The following is a 23,051-nucleotide window of genomic DNA, read 5'->3' on the forward strand; positions in this document are numbered from 1 at the left end:
GGCACGGCAGACCTCAAAATCTATGTTTGGCGACTGCGATTTTGGGCCAAAACACTGGCTGTGTCTGCCGTGCAGCTCCAATCCATTCAAAAATCCCGGACAGCAGTGCGCGAAGGCGGGAATGACGGCCGATAAAAGTCCATAAACTCTTGGGAGCTCAGGGGGAGTGTGCCGCCAGCCGCGCCATCGTCGCCAGCGCGTCGTCGACGGCGTGGAAGTCGGCGGTGTTGTCGAAGACGCACCAGACCGGCCGCAGCGCCGCCTCCGCCGACAACCTCCCGGCCAGCGCGTCCAGCACCGCCGGTTCGTAGGCGGAGCGGTAGATCACCGGCGACCCGTGCAGCCGCCAATAGCGCAAGCCCTCCCAGCCGCCCGGCTCGCCGGCGCCCGCCACCGGGGCGGGATCGGCGGCGACGCGGGCGACCCGGTGGGCGACCAGCAAAGCTTCGGCCGCGTCGGTGAACCAGGAGGCGTGGCGCGGTTCGCACACCACGTCGCCGTCGAAGCGGGCGCGCAGCAACGCGAAGAAATCCTCCGCTATCCCACGGTCGAACCGCAGGCTGGGGGGCAGCTGCACCAGAAGCGGACCGAAACGGTCGCCCAGCATTCCCGCCTCCGCCAGGAAGCGGTCCAGCGCCGCCTCCGCGCCGACGAGACGGGCCTCGTGGCTGATCGCCTTGGGCAGCTTCACCGCGAAACGGAAGCCGAGCGGGGTGGAGGCCGCCCAGCGCGCCCAGGTCTCCGGCTTGTGCGGGCGGTAGAAGCTGCTGTTCACCTCCGTCATCGGCATGACGCGGGCGGTGCGTTCCAGATGTGTGCCCTCGACCGGGAATGCCGGGGCCGAGAGCTTGGGGATGCTCCAGCCGGCGGTGCCGATGCGGATCGGGTGCGCCGTCGCCATCACTCGGCGGGAAGCCCCTGCCCCCCCTGGACCACCGGGGCGGTTCCGTCACTCTCCTGACGGCCGCGGCGGGCGCGCAGCGACTCGGCCTCCACGAAGATGCGGCGGATGATCGGGTATTGCTTGCGGATGCGGCTTTCCAGGGTGCAGACGGCGTCCTCGACCTCGCGGGCGTTCAGGCTGTCCTGGAACTCCACCGACAGGTTCAGCAGCACGTCGTCCGGCCCCATATGCATGGTCAGCACGTCGAGCGGGCGCTTCACCCGCGCCTCCTCGCCGACGATGCGGCGGATGCCGTCGACGATGCGGCTGTCGGCCGACTCGCCGATCAGCAGCCCTTTCGACTCGTAGGCCAGCAGCGCGGCGACGATGGCCAGCACGACGCCGATGGCGATGGACGCATAGGCGTCGTAGATGGGATCGCCGGTCACTTCGCCCAGATACAGGCCGATGCCGGCAATCAACAGGCCGACCAGCGCCGCGGTGTCCTCCAGCAGCACGACGAAGACCGACGGGTTCTTCGACCGGTGGAGCGCCGACAGGATGCCGACGCCGTTCTGGGTGCGGCGGAATTCGCGCAGCGCGACGAACCAGGAAATGCCTTCGAACAGCACGGCGAAGCCCAGCACGGCGAAATTCACCCAGGGGCTTTCCACCGGCTCCGGGCTGGACAGGGCGTGCCAGCCGTCATAGACGGACAGGCCGGCGCCGATGCCGAACAGCAGCACGGCGACCACGAAGGACCAGAAATACACCTCGCGCCCATGGCCGAAGGGATGCTGCGGCGTCGGCGGACGGCGGGCGCGGCGGATGCCGTAGAGCAGCAGAAGCTGGTTGCCGCTGTCGACGGCGGAATGGATCGCCTCGCTGAACATGGCGGCGCTGCCGGTCATCGCGCTGGCGACGAACTTGGTCAGCGCGATCATCAGGTTGCCGCCGAGCGCTGCGAGCACGACCTTGGTGGAGCCTTCGGCCAAAACGGGAACCCTTCGCTGGATCGGATGCCGGACTGCGCAAGTGCAACGTCCGCCGGCCGTCCCGGTTCCCCCGCGACTCCCTTTAGGCCTTCGTCAGGGACCGCGCAGAGTCCGCCAGGCGCAGACCGCGGCGTAATAGACCGAGGTCGCCAGCCACAGGCCGAACAGCCAGCCCGGTCGCGCCGGCCATATCACCACCAGCGCGATGCAGCAGAGCAGCCAGACCGTGGTGACCGCGATGTTCAGCGGCATCAGCGCCTTGACGCGGAAGGGATGCAGGAACTTGACCGTGGTGAAGGTCAGCAGCCCCAGCACCACCACCACCGCCGCGTTGAACCAGGGGCTGAGGTCGAGCAGCCAGAAATAGAGCGCCACCACGTTCCAGATCGCCGGGAAGCCGACGAAATAATTGTCGCCGCTCTTCATCCCGACATTGGCGAAGCAATAGAGCGCGGTCAGCAGGATCCAGGCGGCCAGCGCGATGCTGATCAGCCCTTCCGGCAGCAGCCCGAAGCGGTGCATGAACACCGCCGGCACCACGACATAGGTCAGGTAGTCGATGACGAGGTCCAGCGCCGACCCGTCGATGCCCGGCAGCACCTGCTTGACCGAGACCCGGCGGGCCAGCGTGCCATCGACCCCATCGACGACCAGCGCGATGCCCAGCCACATCAGGCACAGCTTGGCGTCGCCCGCCGCTGCCGCCAGCAGACCGAGCAATCCCAGCACGGCGCCGCTGGCCGTGAAGATGTGAACGCCCCAGGCCGACAGGCGTTGGGTGATTCCGTAGGCGGCGCTCATCGGGACGTTTTCCGTGGGTGGCAAGGACAAGGTGATGACCTGAACGGGGCGGGGCTGGGAGGATGGGCGGAGAAGCGGGCGGATTTTCTGACACAGATGAACGCAGATAAACACAGAATTGTGGGGGTACGGAACCCCCCGGCACCGCCTACGCCACCGCCTCCCCTGCCTCGCCCCTTGCCCCGCCGGTCAGGCCGCCCGCGCCCCGCCCTGCCGGAAGGCGGCGCGGCCGGCCAGCGCGTCGGGCATCGGGCCGCCGGTCGCCCAGTCCAGCAATTCCACCGTATGGACCACCGGCAGGCCGGTGCCCGATGCGATCTGGGTGATGCAGCCGAGATTGCCGGCCGCCACCGCCTGGGCCTGCGTGCTTTCGATGGCGGCGATCTTGCGGTCGCGCAGCTCCCCCGCCAGTTCGGGCTGCAGCATGTTGTAGGTGCCGGCCGACCCGCAGCAGAGATGGGCGTCGGGAATCTCCTTCACCAGGAATCCGGCGGCGCGCAGCAGGGCCCGCGGCGGCTCCTTGATGCGCTGGCCGTGCTGCATCGAACAGGCGGAATGGTAGGCGACCGCCTGTCCCGTCTCCACCACCGGGCGCGCCAGCCCGATCTCGTCCATCAGTTCGGTGACATCCCGAGCCAGCGACGCCACCCGCGCCGCCTTGGCGGCATAGGCGGAGTCCTCGCGGAACATGTGGCCGTAGTCCTTGACGCTGGTGCCGCAGCCGGACGCGTTGATGACGATGGCATCGAGCCCTTCGCCGTCGATCTCCTTCGTCCAGGCGTCGATGGTTTTCTTCGCGGCGGCGTGGGCGAGGTCCTCCTTGCCCATGTGGTGCGTCAAGGCGCCGCAGCAGTCGGCGCCCTTGGACACCACCACCTCGACCCCGTGGCGGGTCAGCAGGCGGATGGTCGCCTCGTTGATCTGCGGCGCCAGCACCTGCTGGGCGCAGCCGATCAGCAGCGCCACGCGCTTCTTGCGCGGCCCTTCCGCCGGATGGACGCCCGGCCGGTCGCTGTAGCTCGGCGCCGGGACGCTGGCCGGGGTCAGCGACAGCATGGCGGACAGCCGTTTCGGCAGCATGACGCGGAACGGCCTGCCGAGCGAGGCGCCCAACAGGGCCATCCGGAAGAGCCGAGGATTCGGCAGCACCCGCGCCAGCAGGTCGCGCACCGCACGGTCGGCCGGCGGGCGGCTGTGCGTCGCCTCGATATGGGCGCGGGCGTGATCGACCAGATGCATGTAATGGACGCCCGACGGGCAGGTCGTCATGCAGGACAGGCAGGACAGGCAGCGGTCGATGTGCTTGACCGTGGTGTCGGGCGGCGGGCCGCCCTTCTCCAGCATGTCCTTGATCTGGTAAATGCGGCCGCGCGGGCTGTCCAGCTCGTCACCCAGGATGGTGTAGGTCGGACAGGTCGCCGTGCAGAAGCCGCAATGCACGCATTTGCGCAGGATCTGGTCCGATTCGCGGATCGCGGCATCGGCCAGCTGGGCCAGCGAGAAGTTCGTTTGCATCGAGATCGGTCTTCCCGTTACAGCCCCGCATACATGCGGCCGGGGTTGAGGATGCCCTTGGGGTCGAAGCTCTCCTTGACCCGGCGGCTGAGCGCCATCAGCGGGTCGGGCAAGGGCTGGAACACATCGGTTGCGGCGCGCACCGCCTCCGGCGCCCGCACCAGCGTGGCATGGCCGCCGGCGGAGAGAGCGGCGCGGATGGTTGCCGCCGAGTCGGGCGGTGCGGTCAGCCAGACCAGCCCGCCGCCCCAATCATAGAAGACCTCGACGTCGAGAGTCCGGCGGATGGTCTCGACGGTGGAGGGGCCGGTGGAGGGGGGAACGGAGAGTTTCCAGAGGTGGGTGTCGCCACCGGCGCCCTCCCCCAACCCCGCCCCATCCCTCACCTCGCGCCAAAGCGCCAGCGACTCGTCGCGGCCCAGCACGGCGTCGGCCCGCAACTCCTCGCGCAGCATGGTGACGCGCGCTGCGACCGACGGGCCGAAGCCCTCCAGACGCACCAGCGTCACCGCCCCGCCCGCTCCCGCCACGTCGGCCACCCCCGACCGCGCGGCGGTCCCCGCCGGCAGATGGGCGGCGCCCGACACCTCGTAGGGGCTGCGCAGCGCGCGGTCGAGCATTGCCACCGCCGCCGCGTCATCCAGCCCGAACAGCAGCAGAGTCGCGGTATCCTCCGGCGCCGGCAGAACCTTCACCGTGATCTCGGTCAGCGCGGTCAGCGTGCCGAAGGAGCCCGCCATCAGCTTCGGGACGTCATAGCCGGTGACGTTCTTCACCACCTTGCCGCCACCCTTGTAGGCCTCGGCCCGGCCACTGACCCCGGCGATGCCCAGCGTGTGGTCGCGGGCCGATCCGGCGGAGATGCGGCGAGGCCCGGCAAGCCCGCTGGCGACCAGCCCGCCCAAGGTTCCTCCTTCGGGAGGCTCGAAGGCCAGATGCTGCCCACGGTCGGCCAGCATGGCGCGGATCAGGTCCATCGGCGTGCCGGCCAGCGCGGTCAGCACCAGTTCCTCCGGCTCATAGGCGATGACGCCCGACAGGCCGGACAGGTCGAGCGCGTGGCCGGCCTGCACCGGGCGGCCCAGTCCGCGGCGGCTGCCGATGCCGAGGATCTCCAGCGGTTCGCCGGCCGACAGCGCCCAGCGCACCGCGTCGGTCACCTGCGCGGCGGTTTCCGGCTTCAAGGTGGTGATGGTCATGGCGAACAGCGGCCCCTCAGAAGCGCGGAATGTCGGGGAAGCGCAGCTCCCCCTGATGGACATGCAGCCGGCCAAGCTCGGCACAGCGGTGCAGCGTGGGGAAGACCTTGCCGGGGTTCAGCAGGCCGTCGGGGTCGAAGGCGCATTTCAGCCGCTGTTGCTGCTGCAGATCGGCCTCGTCGAACTGGTCGGTCATCAGGTCGCGCTTCTCGACGCCCACGCCATGCTCGCCGGTCAGCACGCCGCCGACCTCGACGCACAGGCGCAGGATGTCGTTGCCGAACTCCTCCGCCGCCTCCAACTCGCCCGGCTTGTTGGCATCGTAGAGGATCAGCGGGTGCAGGTTGCCGTCGCCGGCATGAAAGACGTTGGCGACGCGCAGGCCGCAGCGGTCCGACATCTCCTGCATCCGTTGCAGCACCAGCGGCAGCGCCTTGCGCGGGATGGTGCCGTCCATGCAGTAGTAATCGGGGCTGATCCGCCCCACCGCCGGGAAGGCCGCCTTGCGCCCGGCCCAGAAGGCCAGCCGCTCCTCCTCGCTCTTGGACACGCGGGCGTAGCAGGCGCCCTTGTCGCGGGCGATGGCCTCCACCCGGTCGATCAGGTGGTCGACCTCCGCCGCCGGGCCGTCCAGCTCGACGATCAGCAGCGCCTCGACATCCAGCGGATAGCCGGCATGGACGAAGGCCTCCGCCGCGTGGATGGCGGGGCGGTCCATCATCTCCATGCCGCCGGGGATGATGCCGGCGGCGATGATGGCGGCCACGCAGTCGCCGCCCTGCTCGCTGGTCGGGAAGCCCAGCAGAACCGCGCGGGCGGTCGCCGGCTTCTTCAGGATGCGCACCGTGACCTCGGTCACCACGCCCAGCAGCCCTTCCGACCCGGTGATGATTCCCATCAGGTCATAGCCGCCGGCGTCCAGATGCTTGCCGCCCAGCCGGATGATGGTGCCGTCGATCAGCACCATCTCCAGTCCCAGCACATTGTTGGTGGTCAGCCCGTATTTCAGGCAGTGAACGCCGCCGGAATTCTCGGCGATGTTGCCGCCGATGGTGCAGGCGATCTGGCTGGACGGATCGGGGGCATAATAGAAGCCCTCGTGCGCGACCGCGTTGGAGATGCCGAGATTGGTCACCCCCGGCTGCACGGTGACGCAGCGGTTGGCATAGTCGATGTCGAGGATGCGCTTGAACTTGCCCATCCCCAGCAGCACGCCGTCGGCCAGCGGCAGGGCGCCGCCGGACAGCGAGGTGCCGGCGCCGCGCGGCACCACCTTCACCCCCATCGCCTTGCAGGCCTTCAGGACCTGCGACACCTGCTCCACCGTGCTGGGCAGAACGGCGACCATCGGCAGCTGGCGAAAGGCGGTCAGGCCGTCGCATTCATAGGCGCGCAGTTCGTTCTCGTCGACGATCACGCCTTCGCCGGGAACGATGGCGCGCAGCGCCTCCACGATCTCCCGGCGGCGGGCGATGATCCCGCTGTCCGGCACCGGCATCTTCATGGCGGGCGGTCCTTATCCCGTTGCGGCGAACTCGTCCGCCACACGTACCATCCGCCGCGATCCTAATACAAGACGATGGCGTTCCCGATTCCGGAGGGCCCGATTCCGATGCCCCGATTCCGGAGGCCCAAAACGCAAGAGCCGCACCCGAAGGCGCGGCTCTTGCGTAAACACCCGATGACGGAGAGGCTGGGCGCGATGCCCGGCCTCGCAGTCGATCGACCCTTGCGGATCGATCAGCCCTGGCGGGCCTTGAAGCGGGGGTTCTGCTTGTTAATGACGTAGACGCGGCCCTTGCGGCGGATCACGCGGCAGGCCTTATGGCGCGTCTTCATCGACTTCAGGGAGTTGACGATTTTCATGATGCTGTTCCTGAACGCTCGGCGGCTCGATTGAAGGCGCGCACCATAGTGCGGTGCCCACCAACTGTCAACGCTCGGGAACGGCCCGAAATGCCGTCTCTTTCATCGGCCTGCCGCCGCCCATTCCGCCGCCGCCCGCCCATCCGTCGCGACAGCCGCGAGTACCGATGAATGCGCCGCACATCACAGGCCGATAAAGATTTCATCGCCCTCTCGAATAAAGGGAAAAACCCCGGCCGCAAGGCGCCAAAGCATATCGGGTGCCTGCAACTCTGCGTTAAGGGTCGTCGGCGGCTGGGCGGTGGAAGACGACTGTCCGCCGACGATTCTGGACTTCCCGTCGCCAGGATCGGCAAAGCAAAGTCTTCTGACTTGCGCGACATATCTACAGTACATATTTGGGCGATCCCGTCCCTGTCATCAATCATACCCGAACTTCTGCGGTGTATTGACGCGATGATGCGAAACCATATGCTTCAGCATTGAAGGATTGTTCTTGCTGAATTAGGAACAATCCCAGATATTCCGCGGCAGCCGGACGGTCGCCATGCGCGATTACAGCGAACCCGCCGGAATGGCTGCGGTTTTGTGCCGAATCGGCCCGGATGCCGCTCCTTGCCGCCCGGTAAGCCGCCTCCGGCCCGCCTGCGCAGCGCATCGTCGAAGGGGGGACCATGACGTTCTGGAAAGCTCTGACCCTGGCATCCGTGGCCGGCGCTCTGTTCCTGTCGGCGACGCATGCCCGGGCGGCCTATCCGGAGAGGCCGGTCACGATGATCGTCGCATTCGGCACGGGCGGCGGCACCGACCTGCTGGTCCGTGCGCTGGTGCCCTTTCTCGAACGGCATCTGGGCAACGGCGCCCGGATCGAGGTGGTGAACAAGCCCGGCGCCGGCGGCGAGATCGGTTTCGCCGCCATCGCCGACGCTGCTCCCGACGGCTACACCATCGGCGCCATCAACTCGCCCAACGTCAACGCCATCCCGATCGAACGCCAGGCCCGCTATTCGCTGGACCGGCTCGACCCGCTCTACAATCTGGTGGACGATCCCGGCGCCTTCGCCGTCCATCAGGACAGCCCGTTCCGCTCGCTGGCCGACGTCGCCGCCTTCGCCAGGCACAACCCCGACAGCGTGACGGTCGGCACCACCGGCATCGGGTCCGACGACCATCTCGCGATGCTGATGTTCCAGCGTCAGGCCGGCGTGACCTTCACCCATGTGCCCTTCCAGGGCTCCGCCGCCAACGAGGTGGCACTGGCCAACAAGAAGATCATGCTGAGCGCCGTGAATGTCGGCGAGGCGATGGAGTACAAGAAGAAGGACCGTATCCGCATCCTGGGCGTGATGACCGAGCGGCGGCAGGAGCAGGTGCCGGACATTCCCACCTTCGCGGAGCAGGGCTTCCCCACGCTGATGTCGTCGCTGCGCGGCATCGCCGCCCCGCGGGGCCTGCCGCCCGACGTGCGGGCAAAGCTGATCGATGCGCTGGCCGGCGCAGCCAAGGATCCGGACTTCCAGGCCAGAATGAAGGATCTGTATCAGCAGCTTCGCCTGCTGCCTCCCGACCAGTACGCCGCCGAACTGACCAGATCGACCAAGGCCCTGCGCGAACTGTGGGCCACCGCACCCTGGCTGAGGTGAGAGTTTATGAGCTTGTATCGAGTCCCGCTGACGTCTCTCGGCCGTCATTCCCGCGAAGGCGGAAATCCAGCCAATTCAGAATCTTAGGCACGGAGCCGCCTGGTTCCCCGCCTTCGCGGGGATGACGGCCGATAACAGCCTCGACTCGCAAAATCTGAACCCGCCCTGCCCCCATCCCGCCTCGCTTGCAGTCGCCGGGCAAAAGGCGGAGAGTCGCGGCCACCGCACCCCGCCCACGGCTCCGGAACCTCCCCTTGCGGCTGCTGCTGATCGAAGACAACCGCCGGCTGGCGTCCCTGACCGCCGAGGGGCTGCGCAAGGCCGGATTCGCCGTCGACCTCGTCCATAGCGCGGAGGATGCGTCGGCCGCCCTGGCGGTCGCCAGTTTCGACGCGGTCCTGCTCGACCTCGGCCTGCCCGATGCCGACGGGTTGACCCTGCTGTCGGCGCTGCGGGCGCGGGCCGACACCACCCCCGTGCTGATCCTGACCGCCCGCGATGGGGTGGACGACCGGGTCAGGGGCCTGAACCTGGGTGCCGACGACTATCTGCTGAAGCCCTTCGCGCTGGAGGAGCTGGTGGCCCGCATCCGCGCCCTGCTGCGCCGGCCGGGGGCGGCGCTGGGCATGGTGCTGCAGCAGGGCAATGTCGCCTTCGATTCGGCCGCCCGGCTGGCGACCGTCGCCGGCCGGCCGCTGGACCTCAGCCGGCGCGAGCTGGACGCGCTGGAGCTGCTGCTGCGCCGCGCCGGCCGGGTGGTGTCGAAGGCGGCGCTGGAAAACGGCCTCTACGGCTTCGGCGACGAGGTCGGGTCGAACGCGGTCGAGGTGCTGATCCACCGGCTGCGCAAGCGGCTGCAGGCCGCCGGTGCGACGGCCGGCGTCCAGACCCTGCGCGGCATCGGCTATATCCTGACCGATACCCCGGCGGAGGCCGATGGGCAGAACGGGGGCGGGGAGACCGGGAAATGAGCGGCGGCGCGAAGGCAGGCCGCCCGCCGTCCCTGCTGGCGGCCATTGCCCGCTGGCTGGTGCTGGTCACGCTGCTGGCTGTCGCCACCACGGCGCTGCTGCTCTATGTCGAATTCAAGGGCACCCACGACCGCATGCGCCAGCGGACCCTGTCCGGCGTCGCCCGCGTGATCGAGAAGGCGGTCCGCGGCCCCGACGACCAGAATAAGGATGGCCGGCTGAACACCGACCTGCCCGAGTCGGTCCGGGCGATGCTGCGGGTGAATGCCGCCTCCTTCGCCGTGGTCGACGGGGACGGCCGGCTGCTGCTCGGCTCCGACGGGGTGGACGGCCCGCTCGACCCCAACGCCACCGACCAGCCGCACAACGTCTTCCGCGTGCCGGCGCAGAATGGAGAACCGCCGCTCTACGGGCTCAGCCACCGCATCACCGTCGGCGGCCAGCCCTACTGGATCCAGGTGGCCTCCGGCGAGGAGGAACTGCACATCGAATGGCTGCTGGAGGAGTTCGTCGAGCATTTCGGCTGGATCTGGCTGCCCTTCGCCCTGGTGCTGATCCTGGTCAACCTCGTCATCATCCATCGCGGCCTGCGCCCCCTGCGCCGCGCCTCGGCCCGTGCCGCCGAGATTGGACCGGACAGCGTATCGGAACGACTGCCGGAACAGGACATGCCGCGCGAGGTCCTGCCGCTGGTCCGCGCCGTCAACCAGGCGCTGGACCGGCTGGAGGCCGGATACGAGGCGCAGCGCGGCTTCATCGCCGACGCCGCGCACGAGCTGCGCACGCCGCTGGCGGTGCTGGACGCCCATCTGGCGCTGATCAGCACACCCGGCGCCCCGATTCGCGAGGATGTCGCCGGCATGGCCCGGCTGGTGGACCAGCTGCTCGACCTGGCCCGGCTGGACGCCCTGCGCATCGCCCCCGACGAGACGGTCGATCTGGCCCGGCTGGCGGTGGAGGTCTCGGCCCACCTCGCCCCGCTGGCGCTCGGGCAGGGGCGCCTGATCGAGGTGGTCGGCGACGACCGGCCGCTGCCGGTGCGCGGCGCCCATGATCCGCTGTTCCGCGCCCTGCGCAATCTGGTGGAAAACGCCGTCTGCCACGCTCCCGCCGGCAGCACGGTCAGCGTGGAACTGGCGGTATCGGCCACGGGTGCGCCGGTGCTGCGGGTGATCGACCGCGGCCCCGGCATTCCGCCGGACATGCGCGCCCATGTTTTCGAACGCTTCTGGCAGGGCGGCCGCGACCGCGCCGAAGGCTCCAAAGGTGCCGGATTGGGCCTGTCAATCGTCGCCCGCACGATGGCGGCGCATGGCGGCAGCGTCTCGGTCGGGGACACCCCCGGCGGCGGAGCCAGCTTCACCCTGCACTTTCCGCCTATGCAGCGGCGAACCGACGCAGGACGCCCGATCCCCGCTGTCTCCGGCGCCCCGTAAGCCACATGTAAGCTTGGCAGGATAGACCGGTGGGGAATGTCCCTCCTCGGGCCGCGCCGGCGTGACCGGTGCCGGCACCCACCACTCTTGCCCCACCACTCTTGCCAGGATGACCGCCGATGCTGTCCGCCACGTCCTCCGCCTCCCTGCCGTCGATGCCGTCGCCGCTGCAGAGCCGCCCGGCGTCCATGCCGGCCCCCGCCGGGATCGACAGCGACGGCGACCGGGACAACGACACGACCGAGAGCGCCGCCGCCAAGGCTGCCGAGTCGCGTGGCTCCGCCCCCAGCCTGCCGGCCGACCCCAACCGTGGCCGCACCCTGAACATCACCGCTTGAACGGCGACGCGATCAACGCCGCCTTTCCACCGGAGTCCGTCCGATGCCCAACACCTACAGCGCAACCCAGAAAACCCTGCACTGGCTGATCGCCCTTCTGATCGTCGGCGTCTATCTGCTGACCTTCGGCGAGGATTTCTATGAACGCGGGCATCCGATGCGCGCCACCATCTGGTGGCTGCACATCTCCTTCGGCCTGTTGCTGCTGGGGCTGGTGCTGGCGCGGATCAGGCTGCGCTTCACCCGCGGCACGCCCGCTTTGCCGCCGGAGATGACGCCGGTCGAACGCGGCGCCTCCCAGGCCGTCCATCTCGGGCTGTATCTCCTGATGCTGGGCATCCCGCTGGTCGGGGTGGTGCTGACCTGGCTGCGCGGCGACACGCTGTCCTTCTTCGGCCTGTTCACCATCCCCTCCCCGGTCGAGGCCGACCGCACGCTCGGCCGCTCGGTGAAGGAGATCCACGAGCTTGGCGCCAACCTGATCCTGGCGCTCGCCGCTGTCCATGCGGCGGCGGCGTTGTGGCACCACTTCGTCCGCCGCGACGGCGTCCTGGCCCGCATGTTGCCCGGCCGGGGCAGCGAACAGCCGGGCCTTGCCGACTGAACCAGGGCCGACTGAGCCTGGGGCGCTCGACGGCTTTCTCCACCCGCGCGAGCGCGACCCCTGTGCGCTCGCGCGATCAGACGCTATAGTCGTCCCCATACATATGCATGGCGATGACCGATGGCAGGACGCAGGACGGCAGGACAAGCTTCGGGAGGACGCGGCCGGAGTAGCCGCGGAATGGCGGGCAGGGACGGCGGCGCGCAGATGGACGATGGCGGCCTGACCGCCGGCCTCCTGCCCCTCCCGGACCTGCTGTCGTCCCAGATCGATGCCGCCGCCGATACCGCCGGCTCCCTGCTCCCCGCTCCGGACGGCGGGACGGAGGACGGGGCGGAGGATGGCGACCCCCATTATCTCGACCACCGCAACCGCCTGCGCCGCCGCTTCCTCGACCGCGGCGCCGACGCGCTGGAGGATTACGAGCTGCTGGAGATGGTGCTGTTCGCCGCCAGTCCACGGCGCGACGTGAAGCCGCTGGCCAAGCTGCTGATCCAGACCTTCGGCGACCTGTGGGGGGTGGTCAACGCCCCGCCCGAACGGCTGCGCGGCCTGAAGGCGGAGGGCGTGTCGCTCGGCACCGACAACGCCGTCGCCACCGTGCGCATCGTCGGGGCGGCGGCCCTGCGCGCCCTGCAGCAGCGGGTGATCGACCGGCCGGTGCTCGCCTCCTGGCAGGCGCTGATCGACTATTGCGCCGCCGCCATGGCGCATGAACCGACGGAACAGTTCCGTTTGCTGTTCCTCGACCGCAAGAACAAGCTGATCGCCGACGAGGTGCAGCAGCGCGGCACCATCGACCACACCCCCGTCTACCCGCGCGAGGTGGTGAAGCGGGCGCTGGAGCTGTCGGCCGCCGCCGTGATCCTGGTCCACAACCACCCCTCCGGCGACCCCACCCCCAGCCGCGCCGATATCGAGATGACCAAGGAGATCGTCCGCGCCGGCAACGCCATCGGCCTCGTCGTCCACGACCATCTGGTGATCGGCAAGGGCGGTCGCCACACCAGCTTCAAGGCGCAACGCCTGCTGTGAAAGCCCGGCTCTCCCGCTTCCCCTTCTCCCGCTTCCCATGCAGCCGCGCCATGCGCCGCCACTTTGCATTTGCGAATCGGTCGCCATTTTGTTGACCTGACGGTGCCCCGCCGAAGGAATCGACCGACCGCATGTCCTCCTCGCCCCTCTCCCTGAAGCGCCGCAGCCTGTTGATCGGGTGCGGAGCGCTGGTTCTGATCTCCGACCGTGCGATGGCCGCCCCCGCCGCGCCGCGCCGTCTCAGCCTGAGGAACCAGAACACCGGCGAGACCTTCGACGGCCCCTATCGCGACGCCGACGGTCCGCTGCCGGACGCGATGGCCGACCTCGCCAAGTTCCTGCGCGACCACCGCGCCAACAAGGAAGGACCGGTCGACGTCGGGACGCTCGACTTCCTGGCCGACATCCTGGAGGCGGTGGGCCAGTCCAAGGCCACCGTTCTGTCCGCCTTCCGCACGCCGGAAACCAACGCGATGCTGGCCGCCCGCAGCCTGGGCGTGGCGGAGCACAGCCAGCATCTGCTGGGCCGCGCCCTGGACGTCACCCTGTCGTCGGGACTGCCCGACGCGCACCGCAGCGCGCTGGACCTCAAGCGCGGCGGCGTCGGCTGGTATCCGCGCTCGCATTTCCTGCACATCGACACCGGCCCGCTGCGCAGCTGGGAGATGTTCGGACAGAACCTGGACGGGCTGTTCGCCCCCGGCGCCCGCAGCACCCGCCTGCGCACCGTGTCCCAGCGCATGCAACTGCACCGCGCGCTCGCCCGCCGCCAGCTGCTGGGACGGAAGTGAGACTGGACCTTACCGGCATACCGGTGTAGGGAAAGCGCCATGACCGACCGCATCGCCCTCACCTCCCCGATGTATTATCCGCCGCTCACATAGCGCGGCGTCGATCGGTCATACCCGAAACCATGCCGTCGCAAGTCCGGCGGCCATGGTTCTCTCCCCATATAGAGACAGTCTCCGGACGGCCCGGCCAACCGTAGAGACGTCCTGATGCCGACCAACTCCAGTGCCGCCGACTTCCTGCGCATCCTGCGCGAGCGCGGTTTCCTCCACCAATGCAGCGACCCGGCCGATGACCTGTCGGGCCTTGCCGCCACGGCGCCGGACGGGGTGTTGACCGCCTATGTCGGCTTCGACGCCACGGCGGCCAGCCTGCATGTCGGGCACCTGCTGTCGATCATGGCGCTGCGCTGGCTTCAGCGCACCGGCAACCGCCCCATCGTCCTGATCGGCGGCGGCACCACCCGGATCGGCGATCCCAGCTTCCGCGACACCATGCGCCCCATGCTGGACGACGCGCAGATCGCCGCCAATGCCGCCGGCCTGCGCGGCGTCTTCGGCCAGTACCTGACTTTCGGGGACGGCGCCGCCGACGCCATCATGGTGGACAACGCCGACTGGCTGGACGGGCTGGATTACGTGCCGTTCCTGCGCGACGTCGGCCGCCATTTCACCATCAACCGCATGCTGAGCTTCGAGTCGGTGCGCCAGCGGATGGAGCGCGAACAGCCGCTGACCTTCCTGGAATTCAACTACATGATCCTCCAGGCCTATGATTTCCTGGAGCTGTCGCGCCGTCACGGCTGCCTGTTGCAGATGGGCGGATCGGACCAGTGGGGCAACATCGTCAACGGCATCGAGCTGGCCCGCCGGGTCGACCGGCGCGAGCTGTTCGGCCTGACCACGCCGCTGCTGACCACCGCGTCGGGCACCAAGATGGGCAAGACCGCCGGCGGTGCGGTGTGGTTGAACGCGGATGCGCTGCGCCCCTTCGATTTCTGGCAGTTCTGGCGCAACACCGAGGATGCCGATGTCGGCCGCTTCCTGCGCCTGTTCACAGAACTGCCGCTGGACGAGATCGCCCGGCTGGAGCGGCTGGAAGGCGCCGAGATCAACGAGGCGAAAATCATCCTGGCGACGGAGGCCACCCGCCTGTGCCATGAATCTCCGGAAGCCGAACGGGCGGCATCGGCCGCCGGCAGCCCCTTCGCCCCCGACGGCGACGGTCTGCCGGAGGTCACGCTGCGGCTTACAGAGGGGACCGGCGGCGTGCCGCTGGTCGATGCGCTGGTGGCAGCCGGCCTGTCGGCCTCCAAAGGGGCGGCGAGACGCCTGATCCGTGAAGGTGGCGCCCGCCTGGACGGCCAGCCGGTGACGGACGTGGCGGCGACGCTCACCGCACCGGCCACGCTGTCGGCCGGCCGCAAGCGCCATGTCCGCCTGATCGTTACCGCCTGATCGGGAGCGGTGGCGTCAGCCCTCCAGCTGGCGCCACATCTCCATGTCGCGCTCGGCGGTCCAGATGCGGGGATCGACGTGGCCGGTCGCCTCGTCATAGGCGCGGGTGACGTTGAACGGCATGCAATGGTCGAAGATCACCCAGTGGCCGAACTTCGGCTTCAGCGCGGCATAGGTGTCCTTGTAGATCGCCCGCAGGTCCTTCCCCGCCGCGACCCCCTGCTTGACCAGCTCGAACAATTCGCTGGTGAAGGCGCGGGTGCCGCGCAGCCCCTCCTGCACCTGCTCCGCCGTGGTCAGGGCGGCGCCGCGGCCGGGCACCAGCTTCTCCGGCTTCAGCGCGGCGATAGCGTCGAGCGTCGCCGGCCAGTTGGTGAAATAGGCGTCGCCGCAATAGGGGGTGGCGCCATATTCGACGAGGTCGCCGGAGAACAGGATTTTCTGCTGCGGCAGCCACACCACGGTGTCGCCCTTGCTGTGGCCACGGCCGAGTTGCAGCAACTGCACCTCCAGCGACCCCAGCCACATCGTCATGTGGCCGCGGAAGGTGATGGTCGGCCAAGTGAGGCCGGGGACCGATTCGACGGCGCGGAACAGGCGGGGGAAGCGGCCGATCTCGCTCGCCATGTCGGCCTCGCCGCGCTCGACGATCAGGTCGCGGGTGTCCTCGCTGGCGATGATCTGCTCCGGCGCGTAGCCCGACGCGCCCAGAACGCGCACCGCATGGTAATGCGACAGCACGACATGGCGGATCGGCTTGTCGGTGACCTCGCGGATGCGGCGGATGACGTCCTGCGCCATCACCGGCGTCGCCTGGGTGTCGATCACCATCACCGCATCGTCGCCGATGACGATGCCGGTGTTGGGATCGCCCTCCGCGGTGTAGGCGTAGGCGTTGTCCGACAGCTTGTCGAAGCTGACGGTCTTCTCGTCCAGGTCGGCGTGCGAAGCGAAGTTCTTGGACATCCGGTTTCTCCACAGGCGCGGCCGGCGCCCCCAACCCTCGAGGTGGCGCGGCCGTCATTGATCGGTTGGGCCAACCATATCGTTTCACTTGAAACCATGCAATGCGTTTGCGGCCGGACGTCGCGGTCGGGGAGGAAGGATTTCTGAACAGCAAAATGCCCGCGCTTCGGATGGAGGCGGGCTTTTCGCTGATTTGGTTGCGGGGGCGCGAAGCCACCGAGAATTGCGGCTGCCAGCCATCTCGGTCTGAAGCGACATCTCCTTGCTGAAAATGCCGAAAAGAGGCTCGCCAGGCGACGGGCAAGCCTCCCCGATCTTCGCACATGCCGATGATCAGTGCGGCGAGCGGCGTTGGTCCCTGATCCCTGAGGTCAACTGTATCTCCCAGGGCATGATCGACAGCCGCAGCCGGCTGCGCGCCACGTCAAGGAACTCCCTGGCATTCTTCCCCGAACGAAGGCCGTACAGCGAATCCGCCCGGGCGATGTACTTGGTCTCCGCAAGCTGCACCGGGACGCTCTTCGCAGAAGACGACAAAACAAATGTTTGCGCGAATATGACTGAACGATAGGCCCGGAAGAACGACGGAGTGAAATCGATTGATGCCATCGATACGATAGCCGCCGTGCCTGGACATCGCTGCCGCACCATAGCCACCCGGCATCGACGCGATGAATTCTTGCCATTTAACAAGACCGCCCGCCCAACTCTAGCATGAACGGCATCGGATCACCGGCAAACCAGGGGCCGGTCATTCAAAGGAGGATGCCATGAGCGATGCCGACGCACGCACCGAACCGTCCACCACGCATACCCTCGGCCTGCGACAGACCCTGCGCAGCTTCCTGCGCGACTGGTCACGCTGGTCCCCGGTCGAGCGGCGGGCCGCGACCCTCATCCTCGTCGTCGTGGCGGTGGCGCCCGTCGTCAACTTCCTGCCCTGAGCGCATGCCATAGCCGGCCGCTATGGAGACCAAAGGCACCGGGCATTTCACAACCGCATGCCGGGCCACTTAGGCTCCGAGATGCGAAAGACGGCGCGAACCGCCCCGTGACATCCGGGCCGCGCGCCACCGTTCATACAGGAGGTCAGTCATGGAAGGCGATTTCGGGCGGCCCGGGCACGGGCCGGCGAAAGGAGACGCGCGTCCACTGTACGGTCAGCGGGCCTTGGTGACCGGGGCCAGTTCGGGAATCGGACGCGCAATAGCACGTGCCCTGGCGGAGGCCGGCGCCGACGTCGCGCTCAACTATACCCGTGGGGAGGCCGCCGCCGAGGCCGCCGCGGCCGAATTCCGCGACCTCGGCGTGCGCGCCGTCACGGTGAGGGCCGATGTTTCGCGCGAGGACGAGGTCGAGGCGATGTTCGCCCACACCATCACCGCATTCGGCACGCTGGATATCCTGGTCAACAACGCCGGCCTGCAACAGGACGCGCCGGTCGAGGCGATGACGCTGGAGCAGTGGAACCGGGTGATCGGCGTGAACCTCACCGGCCAGTTTCTCTGCGCCCGCGCAGCCGTGCGCGAGTTCAAGCGGCGCGGGCCACGCCGGGAGGTCTCGCGCGCGCTCGGCAAGATCGTCTGCGTCAGCTCGGTGCACGAGGTCATCCCCTGGGCCGGGCACGTCAACTACGCGGCCTCGAAGGGCGGCGTCATGCTGATGATGAAGACCCTGGCACAGGAGTTGGCAGCCGACCGCATCCGCGTCGTCGGCATCGCTCCCGGCGCCATCCGCACGCCGATCAACCGCGAGGCCTGGGAGACGCCGGAAGCCTACGCGTCGCTCCTGAAGCTCATCCCCTACAAGCGCATCGGCGAGCCGGAGGACATCGCGGCGGCGGCGGCATGGCTGGCGTCGGACGCCGCCGACTACATCACCGGCACGACGCTGTTCGTGGACGGCGGCATGACGCTCTACCCCGGCTTCGAGTCCGGAGGCTGAGCGATGCCGGACACCCTTCGCGCGCACTGGCCGGAGTACCTCATGGAGGCGATCGGGCTCGGTCTCTTCATGCTGTCCGCCGGCCTCGTCGCCACGCTGCTGGAGCACCCCGCCTCGCCGGTCCGCCACGCGCTGCCGTCCGCCTTTGGCCGGCGTGCGCTGATGGGGGCCGCCATGGGCCTGACGGCGGTGGCGATCATTCACTCCCCCATGGGCCGGCGGTCGGGAGCGCACATCAATCCGGCCGTCACGCTGACCTTCCTGCGTCTGGGCAAGATCACGACGGTCGACGCTGCCTTCTACGTGGCCTTTCAGTGCCTGGGCGGCATCACCGGCGCGCTGCTGGTGGCGGGGTTGCTGGGCGAGCGGTTCACGCTGCCGCCACTCTCCGCCATCGCCACGGTGCCCGGCCCTGCCGGTCCGGCAGCGGCCTTCGCCGTTGAAGCAGCGATGGCTTTCGTGCTGATGCTGACGGTGCTGGTCACCTCCGGCAACGCCCGCTGGATGCGATTGACCGGGCTGTGCGCCGGGGCTTTGGTGGCGCTGTTCATCACCGCCGCGGCACCGTTGTCGGGCATGAGCATCAACCCGGCTCGCACGCTGGCCTCCGCGGTCGCCGGCGGCGTGTGGACGCAAGCCTGGATCTACGCCTTCGCACCACCCCTGGGGATGCTGCTGGCCGCCGAAACGCACCGGCGGACGGGGCGCCCTGCCGCCTGCGCCAAGCTCGACCACGACCCGCGGCAACCCTGCATCTTCTGCGGCCATCCTGGCCGCCATGTGGGCGGCCAGGATGGCCATGTGGACGCGCAGGCCCACTCCATGGAGGACATCCATGTCCACTGAACGCTACGACGTCATCATCGTCGGCACCGGAGCGGGCGGCGGCACGCTGGCCCACCATCTGGCGCCGACCGGCAAGCGCATCCTGCTGCTGGAACGCGGCGACTATCTGCCGCGTGAGCGCGACAACTGGGATTCCAAGGCCGTCATGGTGGACGGCAAGTACAAGGCGGACGAGACCTGGTTCGACAAGGACGGTCGCCCCTTCCATCCCGGCATCCACTACTGCGTCGGCGGCAACACCAAGTTTTACGGCGCCGTTCTGCTGCGCCTGCGCGAGCGGGATTTCGGCACGCTGCACCACAGGGGCGGCGTGTCGCCGCCCTGGCCGATCAGCTACGCCGACCTGGCGCCCTACTACCTCAGGGCCGAGCGGCTCTACAGCGTGCACGGCCAGCGCGGGAGCGACCCGACCGAGCCACCCTGCGCCGATCCATACCCCTACCCGCCGGTCAGCCACGAGCCCCGCATCCAGGAACTATCCGACGACCTGACGCGCGCCGGCCACCGGCCGTTCCCGCTGCCCGTCGGTATCCGCCTGGACGAGGCGCAGCCGCATCGCAGCGCGTGCGTGCGCTGTCCCACCTGCGACGGTTTCCCCTGTCTTGTGCAAGCCAAGGCGGACGCGCACGTCACCTGCGTCGCTCCGGCGGTCGAGCATCCCAACGTCACGCTGCTCACCGGCGCATACGCGGAACGGCTGGAGACCGGCCCCTCGGGCCGCGCCGTCACCGGCGTGGTGGTGCGGCGCAACGGCGTCGAGGAGACCTACCGCGGAGACCTCGTCGTCGTGTCGTGCGGCGCCATCAACTCGGCGGCCCTGCTGCTGCGCTCGGCCAGCGACCAGCATCCGGGCGGCCTCGCCAACGGCTCGGGCGTGGTCGGGCGGCATTACATGTGCCACCTGAACTCTGCCCTCGTCGCCGTGTCGCGCCGCCCCAATCCGACGCGCTTCCAGAAGACGCTCGGGATCAATGACTTCTACTTCGGCGCGGACGACTGGGACTATCCGCTGGGCCATATCCAAATGCTCGGCAAGACCGACGCCGCCATGTTCGCGGCCGAGAGCGGCGGACTGCTGCCGGGCTTCGCCGCCGACACGCTGGCGACCCGCGCGCTTGACTTCTGGCTGACATCGGAAGATCTGCCCGATCCCGACAACCGGGTGGAGGTCGGCCGTGACGGCCGCATCACCCTGCGCTACACGCCGAACAACGTCGAAGCGCACGAACGGCTGGTCGCCAAACTGAAGGGCCTCCTGGGCCGCATCGGCTGCGAGCGCACGCTGATCCCGCGCGAGGTCTATTTCGGCAAGCGCATCGCAATCGCCGGCACCGGCCACCAGAACGGCACCATCCGCTTCGGCCACGACCCGAAAAGCTCGGCGCTCGACGTGAACTGCAAGGCGCACGAGGTGGACAATCTGTACGTGGTGGACGCCAGCGTCTTCCCTTCCAGCGCGGCGGTGAACCCGACGCTGACCATCCTCGCCAACGCGCTCCGCGTCGGCGACCACCTGATCGAGCGCCTCGGGGCGACGGTGGGTGCGGCATGATTGACCGAACCCTGCATCGCGCCGAGCGCGCGCTCGACCTGCTGCGCCTCGCCCAGCGGGCGGCGTGGCCGGTGTTCGACCTGCTCATCCGCCTGTGGCTGGCCCAGACCTTCTGGGTATCGGGCGTCGTCAAGCTGCACGACTGGGAACAGGCGCTGTTCCTCGCCCGCACCGAATACCCGGTGTCCTGGCTCGACCCGGTGACCGCCGCCGTGCTCGGCGCGGCGGTCGAGCTGATCGGTCCGCCGCTGCTCGCGCTCGGCCTCGCCACCCGCGCCGCGGCGCTGCCGCTGCTGGCCCTGTCGCTGATCACGCAGTATGCCTATCTGGCGCTCGACCAGCACCTGTTCCAGGCCGTGCTGCTGGTCTGGTACGTCGTCCTGGGTGCCGGGCCGCTGTCGCTCGACCGGCGCCTGGCGCGCGGGCTGCCGGGCAGCGCCCTGCCCTTCGCGCAGAGCGGGGCGCGGTTGCTGGCAGGGTTGACGCGGTACGCCGGGCCATTGGCGCAGCTTCTCGTCCGGTACTGGATCGCCGGGGTGTTCTTTCGCTCCGGCCTGACGAAGATCACCGATTTCGAGACGACGGTCCTGCTGTTCCGATCCGAGTATTCGGTGCCGCTGCTGCCGCCGGAACTGGCCGCGGCCGCCTCCACCGCGTTCGAGCTGATATGCCCGGTGCTGCTGGTGATTGGGCTGGGGACACGCCTCGCCGCATTGCCGTTGATCGGCATGACGCTGGTCATCGACGCCACCTACCTGCACCACGTCGACCACCTCTACTGGCTGATGCTGCTGGGCCTCATCGTCGCCCGCGGCCCCGGCCCGCTGTCGCTGGACCGCGTCATCGCCGGGATCGTGCGCAGCCGTTTCCCGCGGCTGGCCGGCATGGCTCCCGCACTGCCGGAGGACGCGCCGCGCGTGGTCGTGGTCGGTGGCGGCTTCGGGGGGCTGGCGGCGGTGCGCGGACTGGCGCGGACGGCGTGCCGCGTCACGTTGATCGACCGGCGCAACCACCACCTGTTTCAGCCACTGCTTTATCAGGTGGCGACCGCCGGCCTGTCGCCGGCCGACATCGCCACTCCGATCCGCAGCCTGCTGCGCGACCAGCCCAACGCCCGCGTCCTGCTGGGCGACGTGTCCGGAGTGGACTCCTCGGAGCAGTCCGTCCTGCTGGAGGACGGTCGCCGCGTGCCCTACGATCAACTCGTGCTCGCGACAGGCGCCCGTCACGGCTATTTCGGCCGCGAGGAGTGGGAGCCTTTCGCTCCCGGCCTGAAGAAGGTCGAGGACGCCACCGAAATCCGTCGCCGCCTGCTGCTCGCCTTCGAGGAGGCGGAGAACGCCACTGATCCCGAGCTGCGCCGCGCCCACCTGACCTTCGTGATCGTCGGCGGCGGCCCGACCGGCGTCGAGTTGGCCGGCGCCATCGCCGAGTTGGCCCGCCACGGGCTGGCCGGCGAGTTCCGCGCCATCGATCCGGCCGAGGCGCAGATCCTGCTGGTTCAATCCGGCTCCCGCGTCCTGCCCACCTTCCCCGAACCGCTGTCGGCCAGCGCCGCAGCGTCCCTGGAATCGCTTGGGGTGCGCGTCATGACCGGCAGCCGCGTGGAGACGGTGGACGCTCAAGGCGTCACGGTGTCCGGCCGGCGCATCCCGGCGCGCACCGTGTTCTGGGCGGCCGGTGTCATGGCCTCACCGGCCGCACAATGGCTGGGCGCGCCCGCCGACAGCGCGGGCCGGGTCAAGGTCGGGCCGGACCTCTCGGTCACCGGTCTGCCGAACGTCTTCGCGATAGGCGACACCGCAGCGTCCGACGGCTGGGACGGTCAGCCGGTCCCCGGCCTCGCCCCGGCGGCCAAGCAGGGCGGCATCCACGTCGCCGCGGTGATCGCCGCGCGCATCGCCGGACGGACGGCCCCGGCCCCGTTCCGCTACCGCCACGCCGGCAGTCTGGCGACCATCGGGCGCAAAGCGGCGGTCGCCGACTTCGGCCGGCTGCGCCTGACGGGAGCGGCCGCCTGGTGGCTGTGGGGCGCGGTGCACGTGTTGTTCCTCTCGGGCATGCGCAACCGCATCGGCGTCGCGCTGGAATGGTTCTGGGCCTACCTGACGCTGCGCCAGGGCACCCGCCTGATCACCGGCCCGTCCACGCCCCCGAAAACGCCCGAGCCGGCGCGCCCCCGCGCTCTTGAAACCGCCTCCTGAAGGGAGA

At 69.0% G+C, this 23,051-nt stretch carries 22 protein-coding genes; 13 read left to right on the top strand and 9 right to left on the bottom strand.

The features are described from left to right. Positions 1-157: 157 nt before the first annotated feature. The 7 genes from FZ029_RS28400 to ykgO all read right to left on the bottom strand — a co-directional run bounded on the left by FZ029_RS28400 (position 158) and on the right by ykgO (position 7,259). Positions 158-901, bottom strand: a complete 744-nt coding sequence (locus FZ029_RS28400; protein WP_149273171.1) for a DUF72 domain-containing protein — start codon at positions 899-901, stop codon at positions 158-160. Next, positions 901-1,878: a cation diffusion facilitator family transporter gene (locus FZ029_RS28405; RefSeq protein ID WP_149273091.1), complete on the bottom strand. Its 978-nt coding sequence runs from the start codon at positions 1,876-1,878 to the stop codon at positions 901-903. Before FZ029_RS28405 ends, FZ029_RS28400 begins: the two co-directional genes overlap by 1 nt. Positions 1,879-1,971: 93 nt before the next feature. After that, positions 1,972-2,679: a phosphatidylcholine synthase gene (gene pcsA, locus FZ029_RS28410; protein ID WP_149197616.1), complete on the bottom strand. Its 708-nt coding sequence runs from the start codon at positions 2,677-2,679 to the stop codon at positions 1,972-1,974. A gap of 189 nt (positions 2,680-2,868) precedes the next feature. Continuing rightward, positions 2,869-4,194 (bottom strand): glycolate oxidase subunit GlcF, encoded by a 1,326-nt coding sequence (gene glcF / locus FZ029_RS28415; RefSeq protein ID WP_149273093.1) that lies wholly within the window; start codon positions 4,192-4,194, stop codon positions 2,869-2,871. Positions 4,195-4,211: 17 nt separating this feature from the next. Then, a complete protein-coding gene (gene glcE / locus FZ029_RS28420; RefSeq protein ID WP_149273095.1) occupies positions 4,212-5,393 on the bottom strand; it encodes a glycolate oxidase subunit GlcE in 1,182 nt (393 codons plus the stop codon). 16 nt (positions 5,394-5,409) lie between these two features. Beyond that, a complete protein-coding gene (locus FZ029_RS28425; RefSeq protein ID WP_149273097.1) occupies positions 5,410-6,897 on the bottom strand; it encodes an FAD-linked oxidase C-terminal domain-containing protein in 1,488 nt (495 codons plus the stop codon). Positions 6,898-7,133: 236 nt separating this feature from the next. Continuing rightward, positions 7,134-7,259: a type B 50S ribosomal protein L36 gene (gene ykgO / locus FZ029_RS28430; protein WP_012973122.1), complete on the bottom strand. Its 126-nt coding sequence runs from the start codon at positions 7,257-7,259 to the stop codon at positions 7,134-7,136. A gap of 674 nt (positions 7,260-7,933) precedes the next feature. Here ykgO and FZ029_RS28435 point away from each other — a divergent pair. The 8 genes from FZ029_RS28435 to tyrS all read left to right on the top strand — a co-directional run bounded on the left by FZ029_RS28435 (position 7,934) and on the right by tyrS (position 15,532). After that, the gene (locus tag FZ029_RS28435) at positions 7,934-8,902 is read left to right on the top strand and encodes a tripartite tricarboxylate transporter substrate binding protein (protein ID WP_149273099.1); all 969 of its coding nucleotides are present in this window, start codon (positions 7,934-7,936) and stop codon (positions 8,900-8,902) included. A 254-nt stretch (positions 8,903-9,156) separates the two neighbouring features. After that, on the top strand, positions 9,157-9,873 hold the full coding sequence (locus FZ029_RS28440; protein ID WP_149273100.1) for a response regulator transcription factor: 717 nt from the start codon (positions 9,157-9,159) through the stop codon (positions 9,871-9,873). Beyond that, positions 9,870-11,309, top strand: coding sequence for an ATP-binding protein (locus tag FZ029_RS28445; RefSeq protein WP_149273102.1), 1,440 nt, complete (start codon positions 9,870-9,872; stop codon positions 11,307-11,309). The genes FZ029_RS28440 and FZ029_RS28445 overlap by 4 nt, the downstream gene beginning before the upstream one ends. Positions 11,310-11,428: 119 nt before the next feature. Then, positions 11,429-11,647 (top strand): hypothetical protein, encoded by a 219-nt coding sequence (locus FZ029_RS28450; protein ID WP_149197623.1) that lies wholly within the window; start codon positions 11,429-11,431, stop codon positions 11,645-11,647. A 43-nt stretch (positions 11,648-11,690) separates the two neighbouring features. Beyond that, a complete protein-coding gene (locus FZ029_RS28455) occupies positions 11,691-12,251 on the top strand; it encodes a cytochrome b (protein WP_149273104.1) in 561 nt (186 codons plus the stop codon). A gap of 180 nt (positions 12,252-12,431) precedes the next feature. Next, a complete protein-coding gene (gene radC, locus FZ029_RS28460; RefSeq protein WP_247892543.1) occupies positions 12,432-13,286 on the top strand; it encodes a DNA repair protein RadC in 855 nt (284 codons plus the stop codon). A 131-nt stretch (positions 13,287-13,417) separates the two neighbouring features. Continuing rightward, entirely contained in the window at positions 13,418-14,077 is a 660-nt protein-coding gene (locus FZ029_RS28465) for a DUF882 domain-containing protein (protein ID WP_149273108.1), read from the top strand. Between the two features lie 207 nt (positions 14,078-14,284). Next, positions 14,285-15,532: a tyrosine--tRNA ligase gene (gene tyrS, locus FZ029_RS28470; RefSeq protein WP_149273110.1), complete on the top strand. Its 1,248-nt coding sequence runs from the start codon at positions 14,285-14,287 to the stop codon at positions 15,530-15,532. Between the two features lie 15 nt (positions 15,533-15,547). Here the strand turns inward: tyrS and FZ029_RS28475 are convergent, their stop codons facing one another. Beyond that, positions 15,548-16,498: an MBL fold metallo-hydrolase gene (locus FZ029_RS28475; RefSeq protein WP_149273111.1), complete on the bottom strand. Its 951-nt coding sequence runs from the start codon at positions 16,496-16,498 to the stop codon at positions 15,548-15,550. A 333-nt stretch (positions 16,499-16,831) separates the two neighbouring features. Further along, the gene (locus FZ029_RS28480) at positions 16,832-17,107 is read right to left on the bottom strand and encodes a hypothetical protein (RefSeq protein ID WP_149273113.1); all 276 of its coding nucleotides are present in this window, start codon (positions 17,105-17,107) and stop codon (positions 16,832-16,834) included. A 161-nt stretch (positions 17,108-17,268) separates the two neighbouring features. Here FZ029_RS28480 and FZ029_RS33235 point away from each other — a divergent pair, with 161 nt between their 5' ends. The 5 genes from FZ029_RS33235 to FZ029_RS33765 all read left to right on the top strand — a co-directional run bounded on the left by FZ029_RS33235 (position 17,269) and on the right by FZ029_RS33765 (position 23,044). Next, positions 17,269-17,442 (top strand): hypothetical protein, encoded by a 174-nt coding sequence (locus FZ029_RS33235; protein WP_188052101.1) that lies wholly within the window; start codon positions 17,269-17,271, stop codon positions 17,440-17,442. Positions 17,443-17,593: 151 nt separating this feature from the next. Further along, on the top strand, positions 17,594-18,442 hold the full coding sequence (locus FZ029_RS28485) for a glucose 1-dehydrogenase (protein ID WP_149273115.1): 849 nt from the start codon (positions 17,594-17,596) through the stop codon (positions 18,440-18,442). Positions 18,443-18,445: 3 nt separating this feature from the next. Then, positions 18,446-19,288, top strand: coding sequence for an aquaporin (locus FZ029_RS28490; protein WP_149273117.1), 843 nt, complete (start codon positions 18,446-18,448; stop codon positions 19,286-19,288). Further along, a complete protein-coding gene (locus FZ029_RS28495; protein ID WP_149273119.1) occupies positions 19,278-20,840 on the top strand; it encodes a GMC family oxidoreductase in 1,563 nt (520 codons plus the stop codon). Before FZ029_RS28490 ends, FZ029_RS28495 begins: the two co-directional genes overlap by 11 nt. Beyond that, positions 20,837-23,044, top strand: coding sequence for an FAD-dependent oxidoreductase (locus FZ029_RS33765; RefSeq protein WP_149273121.1), 2,208 nt, complete (start codon positions 20,837-20,839; stop codon positions 23,042-23,044). Before FZ029_RS28495 ends, FZ029_RS33765 begins: the two co-directional genes overlap by 4 nt. Positions 23,045-23,051 lie beyond the last annotated feature (7 nt).

Origin of the sequence: Azospirillum sp. Sh1 (assembly GCF_008365135.1) — a bacterium.
GTDB lineage: Bacteria > Pseudomonadota > Alphaproteobacteria > Azospirillales > Azospirillaceae > Azospirillum > Azospirillum oryzae.

What these genes read in the sequence shown, in the direction of transcription:
- FZ029_RS28400 (WP_149273171.1), bottom strand. Translation starts at nt 901, where the DNA reads ATGGCGACGGCGCACCCGATCCGCATCGGCACCGCCGGCTGGAGCATC.
- pcsA (WP_149197616.1), bottom strand. Translation starts at nt 2,679, where the DNA reads ATGAGCGCCGCCTACGGAATCACCCAACGCCTGTCGGCCTGGGGCGTT.
- glcF (WP_149273093.1), bottom strand. Translation starts at nt 4,194, where the DNA reads ATGCAAACGAACTTCTCGCTGGCCCAGCTGGCCGATGCCGCGATCCGC.
- glcE (WP_149273095.1), bottom strand. Translation starts at nt 5,393, where the DNA reads ATGACCATCACCACCTTGAAGCCGGAAACCGCCGCGCAGGTGACCGAC.
- FZ029_RS28425 (WP_149273097.1), bottom strand. Translation starts at nt 6,897, where the DNA reads ATGAAGATGCCGGTGCCGGACAGCGGGATCATCGCCCGCCGCCGGGAG.
- ykgO (WP_012973122.1), bottom strand. Translation starts at nt 7,259, where the DNA reads ATGAAAATCGTCAACTCCCTGAAGTCGATGAAGACGCGCCATAAGGCC.
- FZ029_RS28435 (WP_149273099.1), top strand. Translation starts at nt 7,934, where the DNA reads ATGACGTTCTGGAAAGCTCTGACCCTGGCATCCGTGGCCGGCGCTCTG.
- FZ029_RS28445 (WP_149273102.1), top strand. Translation starts at nt 9,870, where the DNA reads ATGAGCGGCGGCGCGAAGGCAGGCCGCCCGCCGTCCCTGCTGGCGGCC.
- FZ029_RS28450 (WP_149197623.1), top strand. Translation starts at nt 11,429, where the DNA reads ATGCTGTCCGCCACGTCCTCCGCCTCCCTGCCGTCGATGCCGTCGCCG.
- FZ029_RS28455 (WP_149273104.1), top strand. Translation starts at nt 11,691, where the DNA reads ATGCCCAACACCTACAGCGCAACCCAGAAAACCCTGCACTGGCTGATC.
- radC (WP_247892543.1), top strand. Translation starts at nt 12,432, where the DNA reads ATGGCGGGCAGGGACGGCGGCGCGCAGATGGACGATGGCGGCCTGACC.
- FZ029_RS28465 (WP_149273108.1), top strand. Translation starts at nt 13,418, where the DNA reads ATGTCCTCCTCGCCCCTCTCCCTGAAGCGCCGCAGCCTGTTGATCGGG.
- tyrS (WP_149273110.1), top strand. Translation starts at nt 14,285, where the DNA reads ATGCCGACCAACTCCAGTGCCGCCGACTTCCTGCGCATCCTGCGCGAG.
- FZ029_RS28475 (WP_149273111.1), bottom strand. Translation starts at nt 16,498, where the DNA reads ATGTCCAAGAACTTCGCTTCGCACGCCGACCTGGACGAGAAGACCGTC.
- FZ029_RS28480 (WP_149273113.1), bottom strand. Translation starts at nt 17,107, where the DNA reads ATGGCATCAATCGATTTCACTCCGTCGTTCTTCCGGGCCTATCGTTCA.
- FZ029_RS33235 (WP_188052101.1), top strand. Translation starts at nt 17,269, where the DNA reads ATGAGCGATGCCGACGCACGCACCGAACCGTCCACCACGCATACCCTC.
- FZ029_RS28485 (WP_149273115.1), top strand. Translation starts at nt 17,594, where the DNA reads ATGGAAGGCGATTTCGGGCGGCCCGGGCACGGGCCGGCGAAAGGAGAC.
- FZ029_RS28490 (WP_149273117.1), top strand. Translation starts at nt 18,446, where the DNA reads ATGCCGGACACCCTTCGCGCGCACTGGCCGGAGTACCTCATGGAGGCG.
- FZ029_RS28495 (WP_149273119.1), top strand. Translation starts at nt 19,278, where the DNA reads ATGTCCACTGAACGCTACGACGTCATCATCGTCGGCACCGGAGCGGGC.
- FZ029_RS33765 (WP_149273121.1), top strand. Translation starts at nt 20,837, where the DNA reads ATGATTGACCGAACCCTGCATCGCGCCGAGCGCGCGCTCGACCTGCTG.